Origin of the sequence: Clostridium acidisoli DSM 12555, from assembly GCF_900176305.1 — a bacterium.
Taxonomy (GTDB): Bacteria; Bacillota; Clostridia; order Clostridiales; family Clostridiaceae; genus Clostridium_I; species Clostridium_I acidisoli.
This window is the reverse complement of sequence record NZ_FWXH01000002.1, coordinates 605,074-624,436: the sequence shown is the minus strand read 5'-3', so window position 1 is coordinate 624,436 and position 19,363 is coordinate 605,074. Positions and strand designations below refer to the sequence as shown.

General features: G+C 31.1%; 19 protein-coding genes and 1 pseudogene. 18 read left to right on the top strand and 2 right to left on the bottom strand.

Annotated elements, in window-relative coordinates:
• Positions 1 to 86: 86 nt before the first annotated feature.
• Positions 87 to 956 (top strand): PhzF family phenazine biosynthesis protein, encoded by an 870-nt coding sequence (locus B8978_RS03105; RefSeq protein ID WP_084113820.1) that lies wholly within the window; start codon positions 87 to 89, stop codon positions 954 to 956.
• Between the two features lie 157 nt (positions 957 to 1,113).
• On the opposite strand, the gene B8978_RS03100 is transcribed toward B8978_RS03105, so the two are convergent.
• Entirely contained in the window at positions 1,114 to 1,440 is a 327-nt protein-coding gene (locus B8978_RS03100; RefSeq protein WP_084113819.1) for a winged helix-turn-helix transcriptional regulator, read from the bottom strand.
• A 139-nt stretch (positions 1,441 to 1,579) separates the two neighbouring features.
• Here B8978_RS03100 and B8978_RS03095 point away from each other — a divergent pair, with 139 nt between their 5' ends.
• Positions 1,580 to 2,137, top strand: a complete 558-nt coding sequence (locus B8978_RS03095) for a flavin reductase family protein (protein ID WP_084113818.1) — start codon at positions 1,580 to 1,582, stop codon at positions 2,135 to 2,137.
• Between the two features lie 33 nt (positions 2,138 to 2,170).
• Entirely contained in the window at positions 2,171 to 2,266 is a 96-nt protein-coding gene (locus B8978_RS19410) for a tautomerase family protein (protein ID WP_278326779.1), read from the top strand.
• A 62-nt stretch (positions 2,267 to 2,328) separates the two neighbouring features.
• On the opposite strand, the gene B8978_RS03090 is transcribed toward B8978_RS19410, so the two are convergent.
• On the bottom strand, positions 2,329 to 2,739 hold the full coding sequence (locus B8978_RS03090; protein WP_084113817.1) for a hypothetical protein: 411 nt from the start codon (positions 2,737 to 2,739) through the stop codon (positions 2,329 to 2,331).
• Between the two features lie 232 nt (positions 2,740 to 2,971).
• Between B8978_RS03090 and B8978_RS03085 the strand changes: the two genes are divergently transcribed.
• From B8978_RS03085 to B8978_RS03015, 15 genes and pseudogenes are all read left to right on the top strand, one after another.
• Positions 2,972 to 3,553, top strand: coding sequence for a Crp/Fnr family transcriptional regulator (locus B8978_RS03085; protein WP_084113816.1), 582 nt, complete (start codon positions 2,972 to 2,974; stop codon positions 3,551 to 3,553).
• 130 nt (positions 3,554 to 3,683) lie between these two features.
• Positions 3,684 to 4,685 (top strand): NAD-dependent epimerase/dehydratase family protein, encoded by a 1,002-nt coding sequence (locus B8978_RS03080; protein ID WP_084113815.1) that lies wholly within the window; start codon positions 3,684 to 3,686, stop codon positions 4,683 to 4,685.
• Positions 4,686 to 4,942: 257 nt separating this feature from the next.
• Positions 4,943 to 5,143 carry a helix-turn-helix transcriptional regulator gene (locus tag B8978_RS03075; protein ID WP_084113814.1) on the top strand — a complete coding sequence of 67 codons (201 nt, stop codon included), beginning with the start codon at positions 4,943 to 4,945 and terminating at the stop codon, positions 5,141 to 5,143.
• The gene (locus B8978_RS03070) at positions 5,140 to 5,631 is read left to right on the top strand and encodes a DUF6773 family protein (RefSeq protein WP_084113813.1); all 492 of its coding nucleotides are present in this window, start codon (positions 5,140 to 5,142) and stop codon (positions 5,629 to 5,631) included. Before B8978_RS03075 ends, B8978_RS03070 begins: the two co-directional genes overlap by 4 nt.
• A gap of 248 nt (positions 5,632 to 5,879) precedes the next feature.
• The gene (locus B8978_RS03065; protein ID WP_084113812.1) at positions 5,880 to 6,329 is read left to right on the top strand and encodes a putative ABC transporter permease; all 450 of its coding nucleotides are present in this window, start codon (positions 5,880 to 5,882) and stop codon (positions 6,327 to 6,329) included.
• A 108-nt stretch (positions 6,330 to 6,437) separates the two neighbouring features.
• Positions 6,438 to 6,884, top strand: coding sequence for a hypothetical protein (locus tag B8978_RS03060; protein WP_084113811.1), 447 nt, complete (start codon positions 6,438 to 6,440; stop codon positions 6,882 to 6,884).
• An 86-nt stretch (positions 6,885 to 6,970) separates the two neighbouring features.
• Positions 6,971 to 7,414 carry an NUDIX domain-containing protein gene (locus tag B8978_RS03055; RefSeq protein WP_084113810.1) on the top strand — a complete coding sequence of 148 codons (444 nt, stop codon included), beginning with the start codon at positions 6,971 to 6,973 and terminating at the stop codon, positions 7,412 to 7,414.
• Positions 7,415 to 7,974: 560 nt separating this feature from the next.
• Entirely contained in the window at positions 7,975 to 8,463 is a 489-nt protein-coding gene (locus B8978_RS03050) for a flavodoxin (protein WP_084113809.1), read from the top strand.
• Between the two features lie 17 nt (positions 8,464 to 8,480).
• On the top strand, positions 8,481 to 9,662 hold the full coding sequence (locus tag B8978_RS03045) for an MFS transporter (RefSeq protein WP_084113808.1): 1,182 nt from the start codon (positions 8,481 to 8,483) through the stop codon (positions 9,660 to 9,662).
• Positions 9,663 to 10,304: 642 nt separating this feature from the next.
• Positions 10,305 to 11,738: a hypothetical protein gene (locus B8978_RS03040; RefSeq protein WP_139795953.1), complete on the top strand. Its 1,434-nt coding sequence runs from the start codon at positions 10,305 to 10,307 to the stop codon at positions 11,736 to 11,738.
• Positions 11,739 to 12,040: 302 nt separating this feature from the next.
• A complete protein-coding gene (locus tag B8978_RS19685; RefSeq protein WP_176212589.1) occupies positions 12,041 to 13,297 on the top strand; it encodes a LamG-like jellyroll fold domain-containing protein in 1,257 nt (418 codons plus the stop codon).
• A 40-nt stretch (positions 13,298 to 13,337) separates the two neighbouring features.
• Positions 13,338 to 13,904 (top strand): annotated as a pseudogene (locus B8978_RS03030) (DNA adenine methylase); the annotation flags it as partial.
• A 181-nt stretch (positions 13,905 to 14,085) separates the two neighbouring features.
• Positions 14,086 to 16,455: an FG-GAP-like repeat-containing protein gene (locus B8978_RS03025; protein WP_242950463.1), complete on the top strand. Its 2,370-nt coding sequence runs from the start codon at positions 14,086 to 14,088 to the stop codon at positions 16,453 to 16,455.
• A gap of 43 nt (positions 16,456 to 16,498) precedes the next feature.
• On the top strand, positions 16,499 to 17,194 hold the full coding sequence (locus B8978_RS03020) for a hypothetical protein (RefSeq protein ID WP_084113805.1): 696 nt from the start codon (positions 16,499 to 16,501) through the stop codon (positions 17,192 to 17,194).
• Between the two features lie 870 nt (positions 17,195 to 18,064).
• On the top strand, positions 18,065 to 18,964 hold the full coding sequence (locus B8978_RS03015) for a DUF5655 domain-containing protein (protein WP_084113804.1): 900 nt from the start codon (positions 18,065 to 18,067) through the stop codon (positions 18,962 to 18,964).
• Positions 18,965 to 19,363: the final 399 nt, after the last annotated feature.

Below are 19,363 nucleotides of genomic sequence, written 5' to 3'. Positions count from 1 at the left end.
TAATTTAAAATAGTAACTAAATGTGATGCATTAGTAATTTAGTACAAATAAAAAATCCATACAGAAATTTTAAGGAGAAATGTTTTATGAAGGTAAGAGCTTATACATTAAATTCATTTGCGAAATGCATAGAGGGAGGAAACCCTGCTGGAGTTGTGATTAATGCAGATGATCTATCCGAAGATGACATGAAAAAGGTTGCAGGTATAATTGGTTTTAGTGAGACTGCCTTTGTCATGAAATCAGACTTAGCAGACTTCAAGGTGAGATTTTTTACACCTAATGAAGAAGTTGATATTTGTGGTCATGCCACGATAGCAACCTTCAGTACACTCTTAAGCCAAGGACGCATTGAACCAGGTAAATACTTTCAAGAAACCAAGGCCGGAGTTTTATGTGTGGAATTACAGGAAGATTTATCAATTATGATGAACCAAAATACTCCAAGCTATTATCAAACAATATGTAAACAAGAAATTGCAGATTCGCTGAACATTACTACAGCTGAAATGAGTGAGGAGCTACCAATACAAATCGTATCTACAGGCCTTAGGGATATACTTATACCTGTTAAAAATATAGATATGGTAAATACTATAAAACCAAATTTTGAAAAGGTATCAAAAATTAGCAGTAAATATAATGCAATTGGTTATCATATTTTCACCCTTGAATCACTTAACGGCTCAAATGCCTACTGTAGGAATTTGGCACCTCTCTATGGAATTCCTGAAGAATCTGCAACTGGTACATCCAATGGTGCCCTTGCATGTTATCTATTTAAATATGGTAAAATTAAATCTGATCATACTAATCATATAGTTATGGAGCAAGGTTATTCAATGGAAAAGCCTTCAGAGATAATTGTTTCCTTGATAACTGAAGGAAAAGAAGTTATTGAAGTTAAGGTTGGTGGAAAAGCATTAAATTTGTCTGAAATAGAGATTGGAATATAACAATTGACTAAAGTACCTCTTATTGTTTTTAAAATACTTCATAAGCTTGCCTGTAATAGTGCATGTATAGACTTAAACTGGAGGACTCATATAGTGCCAAAATCATCATATATCATTAGATTTTATGGAATTAAGTTATATGCTAGAGCAAGTAATTCTAAGTATCAGATTTATTTAAATAATTAGTACCCCAAGCACACATTAAATTTAGTATAGGGATCATACTTTCTCCAAATTCTGAGAGGCAATACTCGGTTTTAGGGGGAACTACTGGATAAACAGTTCTGACAATTAGTTCATCACCTTCTAGTTCGCGTAATTGCTGCGTTAGCATTTTGGGGGTAGCCTGAGGAATAAACTTCTGTAATTCATTAAAGCGCAAAGTTTTGTTTATCAAATGAAACAAAATGATTGCTTTGTATTTCCCGCCAATTAAACTTATGGGAGCTTCAATCGGACAGTTAAATGTTTTTGAATTATTCATTATTTACACCCACTTTCTTTTTGGGTAGTATATTACAAAAAAGTGCATTCTTGATTAAAAGAAAATTATTGTTATAATGATAACATGAATTAATTCATTAATCAAGAGTAATCATGATTACACCAGGAGGAATAAAATAATGAAGAAAAATATTGGAGCAGTGGTAGGTCTTTATCCAACACCTTCAACTCTGGTAGGAACAGTCGTGGAGAATAAAGTTAATTGGTGTAATGTTGCGCATATAGGAATCATAGGATTAGATTCCATAATGCTTAGCATAAGAAAAGGACGTTATACAAATCTAGGGATAAAAGAAAATAAAACAGTATCTGTTAATTTGGTAAGTGAAGATATGGTGGTAGAAGCAGACTATGTAGGACTTGTAACAGGTAAAACAGTTGATAAATCTCAAGTATTTGAATACCACATGGGGGAATTAAATGTTCCAATAATCGATAAATCACCACTTGCAATGGAGTGTGAATTAGTAGATATTTATGATACAAAAGATTATGATAATTTTATTTTAAAAGTTGTTCATACTCATGTAGAAGAACATGCTATAGATAAAAGTGGAAAGGTTGATTATCAAAAGCTAAGACCAGTGTTATTTGAAAAGCTAACAGGGACATATTTAAGAACAGGTGATGTGATTGCAAAATGTTGGAATGTTGGAAGAAAGTATAATGATTTATAAATAAAGATATTGTTATAATCAGCAGCTGCTAAAATTATGAATACACCGGAACAAGCATTTGTAGTTTTACTGAAAGAAAATGAAAAAGACAATATTGGCGTAGGCGGACAACTACTATCCGAAAAATAAAATATTAAAATTTAATATCACAAATTTAAAAACCGAACAATTAATTAAAATACCGTATTATTCTAAAACGAATTTTGCGGTGTTTTGCGATTATAAAGAAGTAGAAAGGCACTTAGCATGAAAGTTAAAGCAGACAATCCGCCTGTGTAATATTTTTCAAAAAAGCTTGTACTTATAAAAAAATTAAAAATCGTAGCTAAAAATAGAAAAAGTGTCATGATAATCAGTTTGAAATTTAAAAAAAGCTTATTCGTTTTTACTTGAATTAAATTTCCATAAATTAGATAGGTTATGCTGTAATAAAACCATAGTATGCAAAGGAAACCACTTACAATTCTAAGTTCAGGTGGGAAAATAGTGTATTTTCCACCAAATGAGAAACGCCCTAAAGGAAATCCAGCCATTAAAAGAAACTGAAGAATTGAGTTTAAAAAAAAGGATAATGAGCAAAGTATTGCTGCAATCTTAGACATAATAAACCTCCTATTTTTTTACTCGATTTACTATACATAAAGTATATCTAGTTATTTCTTGAATTATACATTTTTATATATAATATGTCAAGAGAAAAGGGGTTCTTCGCAGAGTTAGAAAATTTAAAATATCATTGTTACAAGGAGTTCAATTTGATAAAGCTATATTTTGACGTATTACACTAATATAAGATATAATTTATAATAATTATATACCGAGAGGTGAAGAATTATGTTTGATAAGCCAAGCGATTATCTTGAAGTAGGATTGAATTTATCCCTTGGAGAAGATTTGAAACACATATTTAATTCAACAGCTACTGTAAAGAGAGTTTTAAAAGGTACAAATGTTCTTAACCAAGGTGAAATACCATCTTCACTCTACTATGTTCATGAAGGAATCATGAGAGGATATTATATAGATAGTTTAGGAAATGATGTTACAAAATGCTTTGCAAGAGAAAGAGAATTTGCTTGTAGTGAAGGTCTCAGAAAACCTGGAGAAGCTAGTTTCAGTGTAGAGAGCCTTGAAGATAGTATTTGTGTAATCATACCGTATAGCTCAATAGCTGAAGGAGTTAAGAAAGGCAATGAAATGACAGATATAATCAATAAGTATAGTCAGAAAGCTCTTACTGATGCAGAAAGACATACAAGAGCCTTGCTTACGAAAAGTGCATTGGATAGGTATATAGAGTTTAAAAGTGCGTATAGCATTATAGAGGATAGAATAAGCCAAGCTCATATTGCTTCCTATATTGGTGTTAGAGCAAGTTCACTGTCCAGAATTAAAAGAAATTTGAAAACAGAATAGATTTACATAGAAAACATCAAATAAAAATATTTGATGTTTTTTTGTTGTAGTTGACATAGGTCAATTACAAGTAAAATGTTTAATGCTAATATGACTTATAAATTCAATTATAAATGGGAGGATTACAAGTATGAAAAAAATTTCTTTAGTAACAGGTGCAAATGGACATTTAGGCAACAATTTGGTAAGGGAACTATTAAAGAAGGGAGAAAATGTTAGAGCGGGTGTACGTAATTTAAAGGACAAAGAACCATTTGAAGGTCTTCAGTGTGAAGTAGTTTATGCTGACTTAATGGACAAAGATTCACTTCGCAAGGCATTAGAAGGAGTAGATACATTATATCAGGTAGCTGCTGTATTTAAACATTGGGCTGAGGATCCAGAAAAGGAGATAATTATCCCTAATATTGATGGGACTGAAAACATAATAGAAGCAGCGAGAGAAGCAAATGTGAGAAAAATAGTATATGTAAGCTCTGTAGCAGCATTGTCCTTAGACGAAGTTAACTCAAAAGGCAAAATTGATGAAACTACATGGCTTAAAAATAGTCATGGAAATGCATACTTTGTTTCAAAGAAAGAATCAGAGAAGAAAGCTTGGGATTTAGCTAAAAAATATGATTTGGATATGGTTAGCGTTCTTCCTGGAGCAATGCTTGGTGGAGAATTTTTAAAGAAAACTCCTACAATGATGGGCTTTGATAGTATTCTTTTAGGAAAGATGAAAATAAATTATATAACTGAAATGACACCAATAGATGTAACTGACGTTGCAAAGGCAATGATTGTAGCAGCAGAAAAGGGTAAAAAGGGAACAAGATATATTTTAGCTAATGAAGAACCTGTAACTTCAGATGAAATTATAGAAATTGCAAAAAAATTTGTTCCAAAGCTTGAAGCACCACAAAAATATACTAAAGAGCAGTTATTAAATTTAGCTGACAAATTAGAAGCTGAATCTAAAAAAACTAATACTCAGCCTTCGCTGCTTAGAAGTCAGGTAGAATTATATTATGGTGGAATAAACAGACATTATGATATTACTACATCAAAAAAGGATTTGAATTTTAATCCTAAATTAGGTGCAAAGGCATTGGAAGAATATTTTCAGCGAGTTTATAAAAGTCTTTAAGGAGAAGGGAACATTTAAATATTCCACAAAAGATTATTTTTCGTAGGTTATGAATATGGTTTACATAGTATTCAACAGCTTAATAATAAGATAACTACTTTAGAAAATGAAATAGCACAGTTAAAATCAGCATCCTAATAGGGGTGCTTTTTTAACATAGAAAGTGGTTGTATAAAAATTTAAAAAGCATAAATGCAATATATACTTTACATTATGTAATTTATAATGTACAATAAAACTATGAAAGGGGGAATTCCATGAAAAACAAAAGAATGAAAATCGCCCGAATGGAAGCTGATATGAAACAGGAGGACTTGGCAAAAGCCGTAGGCGTTACTCGACAAACTATCGGGCTGATAGAATCAGGTGAATATAACCCCACGTTAAACCTATGTATAGCTATTTGTAAGGAGCTTGGTAAAACATTAAATGATTTATTTTGGGAGGAATCAAAATGAAAAAGCAAAATTTGCAAGACGAAAGAGTTGTAGCGCAACGCCGTAAAATAAATAGTGAAGCATACGGCATTTTAATGATTGCGCTTATCTGTTCAATACTCGTACAGCAGTTTCTGCTGAAAGCTCCGTTTGAGCAGTATGCCGCTGAGCTTATATGCTTTTTAGGAATGTGCATTTACACGATAATACGGTACATGACCTTGGGACTTAACATATACGGCGAGGGAAAATCATCTAAAGCCATCATTTTTATGAACAGTATATTATCCGGAATTGTAGTAACAGCGATCAACGGTGTTTTGAACTATACACAGTACGCAGAAAAATATAAGGAAGATGGTATAGGTTATTTTATCGCCGTGTTGGTAGTTACTTTTATCAGCGCAACCGTTTTGGTTTTTGTTGTACTGTCTTTCCTTAATTATCTGAACAAGAAAAAACAGGCAAAAATTCAAAAACAGTTAGATGAAAAGGAACAGGACGAATAGCTGTGTTTTTCTTCAGTTAATATAATGAAAGATGAATCCAATAAATGAATAACGTTAAAATCAGCATCCTAATAGGGGTGCTTTTTTAATACAAAAAAATATAAAGGAATGGTGATTAATAATTAATATTAATGAAACAATAAACATGAATGGAAATATAACTTTTAAGGATACTTCTGGGACAGATGTCATAGTAGCTTATGTTATTTTTGCATAAATTACGTTAATGAAATTTAGGAGTTGATACTATGAAAAATCAGATTTATAAAGATTTAATACTAATATTCATCATGGGAGCTCTTTATATGGTTCTTGAAGGTTTATGGCGTGGGTGGACACATATCAGTATGTTAGTAGTTGGTGGTTTAAGTGCTTTCTTTATTGGAACATTAAACGAACACCCAAATTTTTGTGATAGGAAAATGTGGCGGGAATGTCTTATAGGTACCATAATAATCCTTGTAATAGAATTCATAAGTGGAATGATATTAAATGTTTGGCTTCGTTTAGATATATGGGATTACTCAAATAACTGGGGGAATTTATATGGCCAGGTATGTATTCCTTATGCTGCTCTGTGGTTTTTCTTAATTCCATTAGCTATTTATGGAGATGATTATTTAAGATATAAATTATTTGGAGAAAAGAAACCTATAGGAATACTGCAAAATTATAAGGATTTAATTACAGGAAATTAAATTTGCGCTATAATTAAGTAAAATATAAGAATTAAAAAAGTCTAATAGTATGAAAGGTGTCACAGGAGTTAATGTTAATATAAATTTTCTTTGAAGGGTGGATTATTGGTGAAAAAATGCGGCATATTAATAATATTTCTAATAATTATATTTGGTGCGTACACATTTTTTAGTCAAAGACAACAAATGCAGGATGCAGATCAAACATTTATTTATAATTTAAGTGAAGCAAATAGTTGTTTTGGAGTGGATTATACCAAATTAAGTGAGGAAGATAAAATAAGTTATTATATGAAAGCAGCTTCTAGTCTAAATGTAGCTATATATACATTGAAGTATACTTCTTATGATGATAAGCAAGACTTAGGAAATGCACTGGGTTCACTTAATTTATCTATTTCATTACATAGTGCGTCCCAATCTACTAATAGATCGAGAGCTTTTAACGAAAAAGAACACGATATATTTATGTGTTTAAGTCATATAACTTTTAATACTAATGATAAAAACAATTGCAAAGAACTTATTAAAGTTACAAATGAAATAGGCTATTAAACTTAAACTAATGTATATACAATGTTCATATATTAAGTCTTAGATTAAATTGGCTATAAAATTATTTTCGATTGGAGTGATATAAAATGATAATTAGAAATTCTGCAAGAGCAGTAATCATAGTCAATAACAAATTGCTTGTTACCAAGATGAACAATAGAGGAATATTTTATTTATTACCAGGTGGTGGACAGAACACAGGAGAGATTCTCACTGAGACTTTGGAACGAGAATGTGAAGAAGAGTTACAATATCAAGTAAAAGTCAATGAACTACTATTTGTGAGAGAGAGTTTTGATGATGATGAAACACAACGAGTTGAGTTTATATTTCAGTGTACTTTAGTTAATAAAGTTGAGAACTATGCTCCAGTTTTTGATGCAATGCAATGTGGCATAGAGTGGTTAAATATAGATGAACTGTCGTTATTACCACTCTACCCAGAGGAAATACGTTGTCAAATCCAACAGTTCTATAAGAAAAAACAAATAAAAACATATCATGGAACTAAAGATATTCAGTTTAGATAAAATATTAAAGTAGTTTAATTCGTAATTTTCTTATATTGTGACACAATCGAAATATAAGACATGCTAAAGAAGAAAATTTTGTATCATGTATAGAATATGCTTCATGAGGTGAAACTTTATGAAAATTAGTATGAACCGTAGAACTTGTGGAAGTATCAAAATAATATATAAATAGAAGGATTTAGATTAATTTCTAAGTCCTTTTTTAATACAATTTAGGAGGAGCATTTACTTACGTTCTCTAAGCTCTACCCTACCGCTACGGCGAAAGAGCTGTTTTATTATGTGAATGACGGCGTATTAAAACCAATCGGGAAAGATTATATTTTCTACAGCGATTGAATATTATCCCATTGTTTCATTATTATACATAAATCTTTAAAAGTAACTTGACTTAAAGCGCGCTTTAAGTGATATTTTAGGTATATAAGGAGATGTTTTTTATGGCAGACATTTAAATAAGTGACGTATCAAAATTAATGAAACTAAACTCAGGTACGCTAAGGTACTAAGAAAGCAGAACAAAGTTAATTTTTAATGAATTAGGAGGACATGGAACAATGAGTAAAAAATTAGTAGCATATTTTTCAGCAAGCGGTGTGACCGCAAGAATAGCAAACACGTTGGCAAATGCACTGGCTGCTGACTTATATGAAATCAAACCAGAAATACCATACACCCAAGCTGACCTAAACTGGCTGGATAAGACAAGTCGTACTTCCGTGGAGATGGCAGATAAAGCATCACGTCCAGCAATTACAGATAAAAATGTTGATATTGAGAACTATGATACCATTTTTATTGGTTTCCAAATTTGGTGGTATGTAGCACCGACTATTATTAATACATTTCTTGAAAGTCATGATTTTTCAGGAAAAACCATTATATTGTTTGCCACTTCTGGAGATAGTGGATTTGGAAAGACGATAGAAAGGCTAAAAGGAAGTGTAGCTGCTGACACTATAATCAAGGAAGGGATACTTTTGAATGGCAGAGAGTCCAAAGAAGCTTTATCTGTGTGGATTGAGAGTTTGAAAGAAAAATATTAGAGGAAAGGAATTAGAAAATGAGTGATACTATAATAGATTCAAACACTATGAACAGGTTTCCGATTTTGGAGTTACTTGCCTTGACAATAACAATATTTACAGCCATTATGACAGAAACACTTCCGGCAGGTCTGTTGCCACAAATAGGAAAGAGTCTTGGAGTCTCAGAAAGTCTTGCTGGCCAGTTAGTTACGCTATATGCAATCGGCTCATTAATTGCAGCTATACCATTGATTACCATAACTCGAAATTGGCGTCGTCGCCCACTTCTCCTTATAGCTACTTGTGGATTGCTTATTTTCAATACAATTACAGCAATATCATCTAACTATATGTTGACATTAATTGTACGCTTTTTTGGTGGGGTATTTGCTGGAGTTTTGTGGGGAGTGATTCCTGGATATGCTCGACGCATGGTTTCAGATAATTTAAAGGGACGAGGTTTAGCAATAGCAATGATGGGTGTCCCAATTGCTTTAGCTCTTGGAGTACCTGTTGGAACATTTATGGGCAACATTGTTGGCTGGCACTATATATTTGCATTCATGTCAATACTTAATCTGATTTCGGTAATATGGATTATTATAAAAGTCCCTGACTATCAAGGACAGTCTGATAAATCAACGTTTTCTGTTTTAAGTATATTTAAGACTTCTAGAGTATGCCCTATTTTATTCGTTATTATGACTTGGATACTGTCTCACAATATTATTTACACTTATATAAATCCATTTCTCGCATCATTGGGTATGGTAAATCATATTGATTTGGCATTGTTCATTTTTGGTATTTCAGCAATTGCAGGTATATGGATTGTTGGTATATTCATAGATCGGTGGTTACGGTTATTAGTTTTGGTTAGTATATTTGTATTTTTATTGGATTCAATCCTGTTTGGAATTTCTATCAATAATCTTATAGCTATCTATGTATGTACTGCTATTTGGGGGCTTACCTTTGGTGGTTCTTCTACGCTATTAAGTACAGCACTTGCTAATACTGTTCCAGATGAAGGTGTGGATATAGCTATGTCAATAAGCACAACTGTATGGAACTTGGCTATAGCAGGTGGGGGATTCGTTGGTGGAATACTCCTTAAAAGTTTTGGCGCTACTTCGTTTCTCAAAGTATTATTTATATTATTAATTTTTGCATTTCTGATAGCTTATATGTCAAAAAAACATGGATTCACTGAATAGAACATGCAATTGAAAATCATTATCTGAATGGAATTACTTTGTGAATGATTAAAAATTTTAATTATTTATAAAAAATCAGCCTGCCTTACGGTAAACACAAAAACGTAGTTATGGCAGGTGATTTGTTGCACTGAAATATAAAAAGAAGCCACACGGCGGGTTTGACATAAAATCAAAGCTGTCGTTTTTTAATACAGGATCTGCTGAGAATATTAGATTTAACTGTTTCATTTTGCGGTAGCTAAAGGAGGTAGCCGTCATGAACACTACTAGCATTAATGTTCATCTTTAGAATCATATTCATCACCCATTAATACTTTAAGAAATATTGTTATTATTGTACATAAAAATATTAGCAACCTTGTACAATTTAATTTTGGCATTAATATTAGCTTGGTATTCGTAGTGTAAGCCTAAAAAACAGTTAGTTAAACATGAAAAAAGATGACAAGTACTAGTTAAAATTAAAAAACGAACAATATTCTTAGAAGATTATAACAGAATCTATAAAATTTGACATGCATATACCGCATACATATAATATAAGGTGAATTCGATATTAAAGGAGATGAAAAAATGTTACAAACCAAAATCAAAGTTAAAATTGTCAAAATAGTTTCTTCTCTTGCCATCAGTACAGTAATGGCTTGTTCAATTTCTACAACTGCATCGGCACAGTCAACTACAACTTCAAGTAGTTATGGTATTTCACTTAGTAATTCCAGCAATTTTTACGGTTATAATTCTTTAGTTAATAGACCGTACACAGATGGCCAAAGTGCTTACAACTACAGCGTTGATATTGTTAAGACAGGAGAGGATACAGGTCAACGTTACAGAGCTTTTACTGGTGGTAGATGGAAGACAAGTACTGGTGACGGAGATCATGTATTGCAATGGACTACTCCTAATGGACAACCTGGTACATGGAGTATGTGGTCTAATGCACCAGAATTTTACCTTGGAAAGGAAACAGGCAACAGCAACTCATGGTATTCTGGAAACACGTTAGAACCAGATGTTTTGACGGCACCAAACACACCGTGGCTAATGTATACTCAGGTGGAGATTGACCCTGGTCAGCCTACAGATACTTATGGAGTCAATGCAAATACACAAGCTGACCGAATTATGCTACTAACAAGTTCAGATTGCAAAAATTGGACAAGAAAATCTGATCGAGGAGTAATAACAGACATACCTGATCCTGCAAATACATTTTTCCACCATGAAGCTGTAATTTATGTCCCAGACGATCCTGTCGGCAAATATTGGATGTATGTTTGTGTAGCGATAAATGGTCAGAATAATGGTTATTATCGTATTCGTTCAAATGACTATACAACATTTGACTTCGCTAAAAGAGAACAATCAAACATGGGAGATTTAGGAGCAAAGATAGGCTATCTCAAACAGGCTCCAGGTGGTCCTTTATATGTCCGTATTCCAACTGTGCAAAGTGGCAGTGGAAGGACAGTTCCTGCATTCCAGTTCTCCAGAGATGGGCTTAACTGGGATTCTAACAACAATTTACTTTTAGAAGGTTCCACAGATAATACTAACAATAAAAATTCTTATTTTAGTGGGGTCTCAACTATAAACGGAACAGGTGAAATTGAATACGCTGGAAATTACCAGTGGAAAGGTCTTTATGCTACTAGTACATCTAATTCACCTACAAGCCCTGATATTTTTAAATCGGAAATTGGATATGGTACGTTTACACTCAACATGAATAATCGGGCTATTACTCAGATCGATTATCCGCAGCAGACAACCTATTCTTCTTCCAGTGACATTCCTGTAACTGGTTGGGGAGTCAGTTTTGGAGGAACACAACGAGTAGATATTTATATTGATAATATTGGTTTGACGTCTATTACGAGTTTGGTTAATCGTCCAGATGTTCAGCAAATTATTAATACTAATAATCTTTACTCTAATGCGGCAAATAGTGGTTATGCAACTGTAATAAAAGCAGGTACACTCTCAAAAGGAACTCATACAATTGAGGTTGCAGGTATTTCTCTAGATGGTTCTGTATGCTGGCAAACTAGGAATTTTACCGTAAATTAAAATTAACTAAAACACCGTATTATTCAATTGAAATTTACGGTGTTTTTACATAGTATTTTAAATATATTTTAATTCATAGCAAAAGTAATGGAAGAACATTCAGAAATGGGTGTTCTTTTTATATTAAAAATAAAATAGGACAGGGAAATAATGAATATATACTTGTTTAATATGAAATAAAAGTAAAAATTAAGCCGAATATATAGTAATTGGTACTAATTAAATATTATTGTATTTCGATAATAATATAGATTATAGATAAAATTATATATATATATATATTAATGAGAGGGAAAATAAAAGTGAGAAAAAAATTTAATGTTATAGGGTTGCTTTTATGTACATTTTTTGTGGCAACGTCAGTTATGTTTAGTGGTGGAAGTAATAAAATATTTGCTGATGTAAATAAAGCAACTATAGCAACAAATACTGAAAAATATGTACCTAAAAAAGATTATTCGTCTAGTTTAGTAGCAAATTATAAAATGGATGAAACGAGTGGAACAGTTTGTAAGAACAGCTTAGGAAATGGAAATGACGGTACTTATAATGGAACTACAAGTGTAACTGATAGTGACGGAACTTATAGAAGTTTTAATGGTACAAGTGATTATATACAATTCAATAATTCAATTCTTCCAACTGGGAAAAAAACAATTAGATTTAAAATAAAAACAGATGTTGTTGGCAATGATGATAATTGCTATGTAATTCTTGATACTGCCGATGGACATACTAACAATAAAGGATTTACGTGTTTTGTATATAATGGTATCATAAGATTTTATTTAGACAGAGGTATTGCAGGTACCGGTGATTGTATTGATACTAAAACATCAATAAATGACAATAAATGGCATGAAATAATGTTTACGTGGACTGGAGATGATTCTACTGATGGAATGAAAGTTTACGTAGATAATATGAGCATTGCTGACAATGAAGTAACACATCAATATGCAGCTGTACATTCTCAAACAGATAAATTAACTGTTGGTAAAATACAGAGTAATGATAAATATTTTAAAGGTTTATTAAGTAACATACAAATTTATAATGATGTATTAGAGTACAATAGTATATCGACAGGAATTACATTAAATAAAACATCAGATTCGATAAATGTAGGCGAAACGGACACTTTGTCAGCTACAGTTAATCCTTCAAGTGTGGTGGTAACATGGAGTTCCAGTGATAGTTCTATAGCAACAGTAGATTCTAATGGTAAAATTACAGGAGTAAAAGCTGGACAAGCTACGATAACAGTGACTACAGCTGATGGCAAAACAGCAACATGCGTAGTTACGGTAACAGATTCAGATAGTTCAGATAAAGCTGCATTAAATATAACTATGACAAATGGCCAAGTTAAGCAGTACAATGTAACTATGAATGAAGTAAATAAGTTTATATCATGGTATAAGTTAAGATCAGCAGGTAGCGGGGATCCATTTTATGAGTTTGACATAACTCAAAGTTCAAATCCTAATATTGTAAGAACTGATTATGTTATATTTGACAAGATATCATCTTTTGAAGTAGATGATTATACAAAATAAATAGAAAAACAACTAAGGAGTCTCAAAATAGACTCCTTTTTATATTGAATTATTTTTCGGAATAGGTTGGTTATATTTTGGTAAAAGACCTTCAAAAGTTGAAGTGACAAATGATATTGATAAAGAACTTATAAATTTATTTAAGATGATTAAATATCATGCACCAGAACTTTAATATGATTTTTCAGGAAGAGATATATTTGAAGAATATAAGAATGAGAGTATAGGAAACCTTACAGAGATAAATAGGGCCGTAAGGTTTTTATATTTAATAACACAAAGTTTTGCAAGTAAATGTGGTAATTATGGTTATGGAACAAACGCAAAACCAAAGCAACAAATATTTTATACTGAAGCATTAAAAGATTTGAAAGAGAGGTTAAGTAATACTTATGCTGAAAACTTAAGATTTAAAAAAATAATTGATAAGTATGACAGAGAATATACTTGTTTATTTGCAGATCCACCTTATTTTGAAACTGCGGGTTATGGTAATGACTTTGGCAAAAAGGAACATTTATTGCTTAGAGATAAATTACATAATATAAAAGGCAAGTTTATTTTAACTATTAATGATTATGAAAAAGTCAGAGAGTGGTATAAAGATTTAAAAAAATAACAGTTGAAAGGAATTTAAAATTATATAATTTACACAAATTTAACATGCTTTTATATGATAAAAAATATAAGAATATGTTAAAAATGATATATTCGACAAAATGTAGCAAAAAAATATTTATTAAATTGTTATAATTATGTATAAATATATTAATTAGGGGGGATAAATAATGAAAAGTAAAAGTATTTTTTTTGTTTTATTTTTGGGTTTAATAGTAACTTTCATGTCAAATAGCAAAGCATACGCAGATGTAAATACAAATGGTATAATATGGAAATTACATACAGCGACACCATTAAGTAAAACAGATGGTAATTGGAGTTTTGCAATGGGGAGTTATAATAATGATGGAAAACCGGATATATACTGTATAAAGAGAAATGGAGGAAATGGAAAAACTGAGTTACACATTTTAAATGGAGCAAATAACTATCAATCGTTTTTACTTGAAACAGCAACAGCATTGCCTGAAACAGATGGTAATTGGCAATTTTTAGTAGGCGATTATAATCATGATGGAAAACCAGATTTATATTGTATAAAGGAAAATGGAGCAAATGGAAAGACTGAAGTACACATTTTAAATGGAGCAGATAATTATCAATCGTTTTTATATGAAACAGCAACAACATTGCCTGAAACAGATGGTAATTGGCAATTTGCAATAGGTGACTATAATAATGATGGGAAACCAGATTTATATTGTATAAAGGAAAATGGAGCAAATGGAAAGACTGAAGTACACATTTTAAATGGAGCAAATAATTATCAATCATTTCTACTTGAAACGGCAACAGCATTGCCTGAAACAGATGGTAATTGGCAATTTGGAATAAGTGATTACAACAATGATGGAGTACCAGATTTGTATTGCATAAAAAAGAATGGATCAGGTGCAACTGAAGTACACATTTTAAATGGTTCAAATAACTTTCAATCATTTTTATTTCAATCAGCAACACCAATGGAACCAACCGATCAAAGTACACAGTTTATAGTTGGACAAGGCAGTCTTAATATATACGCTATAAAGGAACAAGGTGGAACTTCTACTGAAGTACATGAATTTGGATATCCGGATCAAATTGGGACAGGTAATACAGTAGATGCTAATGGCATTATATGGAAACTACATACAGCGACACCATTAAGTAAAACAGATGGTAATTGGAGCTTTGCAATGGGTGATTATAACAATGATGGAAAACCTGATATATATTGTATAAAGAAGAGTGAATCAAAGACTGAGGTACATATACTAAATGGAGCAAATAATTATCAATCATTTCTACTTGAAACAGCAACAGCATTGCCTCAAACAGATGGTAATTGGCAATTTGCAATAGGTGACTATAATCATGATGGAAAACCAGATTTATATTGTATAAAGGAAAATGGAGGAAATGGAAAAACTGAGGTGCATATTTTAAATGGTGCAGATAACTATCAATCATTTTTGCTTGAAATAGCAACAGTATTACCTCAAACAGATGGTAATTGGCAATTTGCAATAGGTGACTATAATCATGATGGAAAACCTGATTTATATTGTATAAAGGGAAATGGAGGAAATGGAAAAACTGAAGTGCATATTTTAAACGGTGCAGATAATTATCAATCGTTTTTACTTGAGACTGCAACAGGATTGTCCCAAACAGATAGTAATTGGCAATTTGGAATAAGTGATTATAACAATGATGGAGTACCGGATTTGTATTGTATAAAAAAGAATGGATCGGGTGCAACTGAAGTGCATATCTTAAATGGTGCAAATAACTTTCAATCATTTTTATTTGAATCAGCAACACCAATGGAACCAACTGATCAAAGTACACAGTTTATAGTTGGACAAGGTAGTCTTAGTATATACGCTATAAAGGAACAAGGTGGAACTTCTACTGAAGTACATGAATTTGGATATCAAGATAACATTATTACAGGAAATACTGGTGATACAAATGGAGTGGCTGTTAATATGGCAAGTGCAAATATAATATATTTTATAAAAGAATGCGAGGGATTTGCACCATCGTTGTATCATGATAGTGTAGGAGTGTTAACAGGTGGCTATGGAATGACTGGGGTAGAATTAAATGGATTACCTGCATCTATAAGTGAAACAACTGCTACAAACTTATTGACCAATCATGTAAATAATGAGTATTATAAACAAGTATTAGATATTATACATGCACATGGAGTTGCAAACCCTTTACAAAGAGAAGTTGATGCGTTTACATCATTTGCTTATAATAACGGGATTAATGCTTTTAGCGGTTCTACACTATTAAAATTATATGCTTCTGGTTCTAGGGGTGCAGATATACAGAACCAATTTATGCAATGGGTTCATGCAGGTGATAAAGTTCTTCCAGGATTGGTAACCAGAAGAACATATGAATGGGAAATATTCAGTGGTTCAAATGCAAGCATTCCAGGATATAATTGTGCACCTAGCATATCATATATAAATACAGCTGGAAATCCTACTGGTCAAGTTGTTACAAACAATAACAGATATGGGGCCAGTCCTTATTAGAAGGTATAGATTAATAAAGCACATATGAAAAAGGAGAATAAATATGATTGATTTATTAAAGAAAAAAACAACTATTTTCGTTATTGTAGGTATTGTATTAATTATTTTAGTTGGAACATCTATTATAGCACGCAATAAGATGCAAAATAATAAATCAGCTTCTATTAACACTAAAAACAAACCTATACAAAATAGCATAAACAATACTACAAATACAAGTAGTTCACCAATAGTACAAAATAATGCTACAAGTACAAATAGTTCAGTATCAAAACAAAGTAATGCTACAAATACAAGCAGCTCAGCAGCAACACCAAGTAATACAACAAGCACAAACAGTTCAGTAACGGAGCAAAAGAGTACTACAAGTGCTTTTAATTACCAAGATTACTTTGGTGAGTGGACAATAAAAAAATCCCTTGGTACATCACCTGTTTCTGCAATGTCAAATGATCAAATAGCTGGCTATATAGGTAAAAAAATTATTCTTTCAGAAAGTCAGTTTACAGATTTAGATGGGAGTGTAGTAAAAAGCCCAACTTATAAACAAAAAATTGTATCAGACAGTGACTTTTTTAATGATAATCGGAGGGAATTAAGTTATTTTCAAATAAGTTCAAATTATATTAATGAAATTCAAATATACAATAATGGAGGTATATATAGTAATATTTTTATAATTGATAAAAATAATATAATGTATTTAGCAGATGGAGTATTTTTTCAACTTCAAAAATAGTTTATTTAATATGAATTCCACACAAGTGTAATTTTATAAAAGTAGTGAAATAAGAGTAAAGCCTTATAAATGCTTTACCCTTATTTTTTATTTTAAAATTACAAACATTAATTGAACATATTGAATCTATAATCATTTTTACTCAAAAAAGAACGCACCAGTTGGTATGCCTAAGCAGGCATTGATATATGAATAAATTCACTATAGTTATTATTCATAACAATTAAATATATGCATAAAAAAGAAAGTCCAGGATGATTAATCTCAGGCTGTTTTTTGCAAACTCAATAAAAATTTATAATCAAGTGCATTATCATTGGTACAAGTATTACATGCTCAATAAACTATAAAATATACAGACATGTATTAAAATTTCACTATTATAAATCTATCATATATTTACAATGTTTTAAATAGCAATAAATAGGAGGCAATGAGGTAGTTAAGACTTTTGTATATTAAGTAGACAATGAAATGATAAAAAAGCTAGGAGGATCAACCTTTAGCTTTTTGTGGAAGAATGTGTTAGATAATGCAACTAAATTATAATATATAATACAATAAAAAGTACGCACCTTTCGGCATGCCCTTATACAGATAATGAATATATAAAACATTCATAGATATAACCCTTAACATATTGTTCCGTATTATATTATATAACGTAGTATTATGTAAACAATATAGTAACACCCATGCAAGAATTTCTCAAGAAGGCGAGCATGTAGCGCAAAACCTGAGATTGGTAGCAAGTTACTGCAAAGACCGGTTTTAAGATGATTCGTTGAACGTGTGTAGGAAACAGGAAGAAAAGAAGAGTTAAGTAATATGCTATAATATTTATGTAAAATATGGTTAGGAGATGTTAAAATGTCTGATATAAAATTATTTAAAATAAATGGCAAAGTAGAAGAATTACCAGCTAAATGGGCTACATTAGAAAGAGCATTGCAGACATTAATTGAAAAAAACATGTCTGTATTCTTTGGCGTTAAATTTCTCAAAAGTGAATATACAACTTCCAATGGTGGGCGTATGGATAGCTTAGGAATAGATGAGAATAATTGTCCTGTGATTTTTGAATATAAAAGAGCTAGCAATGAAAATGTAATAAATCAAGGACTGTTTTATTTAGACTGGCTTTTAGATCATAAGGCTGATTTTGAACTTTTAGTTATGAAAACATTAGGAAAAGAATGTTCAGATAAATTAGATTGGACAATGCCACGTCTAATTTGCATAGCAGGAGATTTTACTAAATACGATGAGTATGCCGTGAAGCAAATAAATAGAAATATAGATCTTATTAGATATAAAAAATTTGGTGATGATTTATTGATGTTTGATTTAATAAATTCTAATGTTGCTACAAGACTTAAGGATATTGATGGAGATAAAGGAGCAAAGCCCCAAAGTAATGATAAGAATTTTGATGATCAATTAGAAGCAACAAGTGAAAAAATAAGAGGAGTATACTATTCTATTAGGGATTACATATTGGCTCTTGGTGATGATGTTACTGAAAATAAATTAAAATTGTATAGTGTATTTAAGAAGATAAAAAATATTATATGTGTAGAAGTTAAGATGAAAAGCATAGTCTTATATTTAAGATTAGATCCTAAAGATATTGCTATTGAAGATGGTTTTACAAGAGATGTAACTAAAATTGGACATTGGGGAACTGGGGATTTAGAAATCACAATAAAAGATGTTAGTGGTTTTGAAAAAGCTAAGAAATACATTGATAGAGCTTATGAGATGAATTAAATATGTTGGAACTGTATTTATAAATAGAAATTTTAAGCATAGTTATTAAGCTTAAAAAAGTTAAGATTGAGGTGGAATTATTTAATCCTATCTCTTTTTTTAGTTAAATAAAATTATTAAATGGGAAGTTAGAATAATAAATTGTGTTGTGTATTTTATAATAAAAACTTCTTAATAGAATGAAAGTTATTATTATAGGATAAGAGCTGGGATATTAAAAAGATGAAGTCCTGAATACTTAATTTTTAACTATAATTAAGTTCCAAAATGATATTTACAATATACAAATTTCAATGTATAATAAAGGATTAAAATTTTTTTGCTACTAGTTTTTGCTTTAATAACATTATTCTAACCTAAAAGTAACAAATATACAAGATAAACTAAGCATATGGAAAT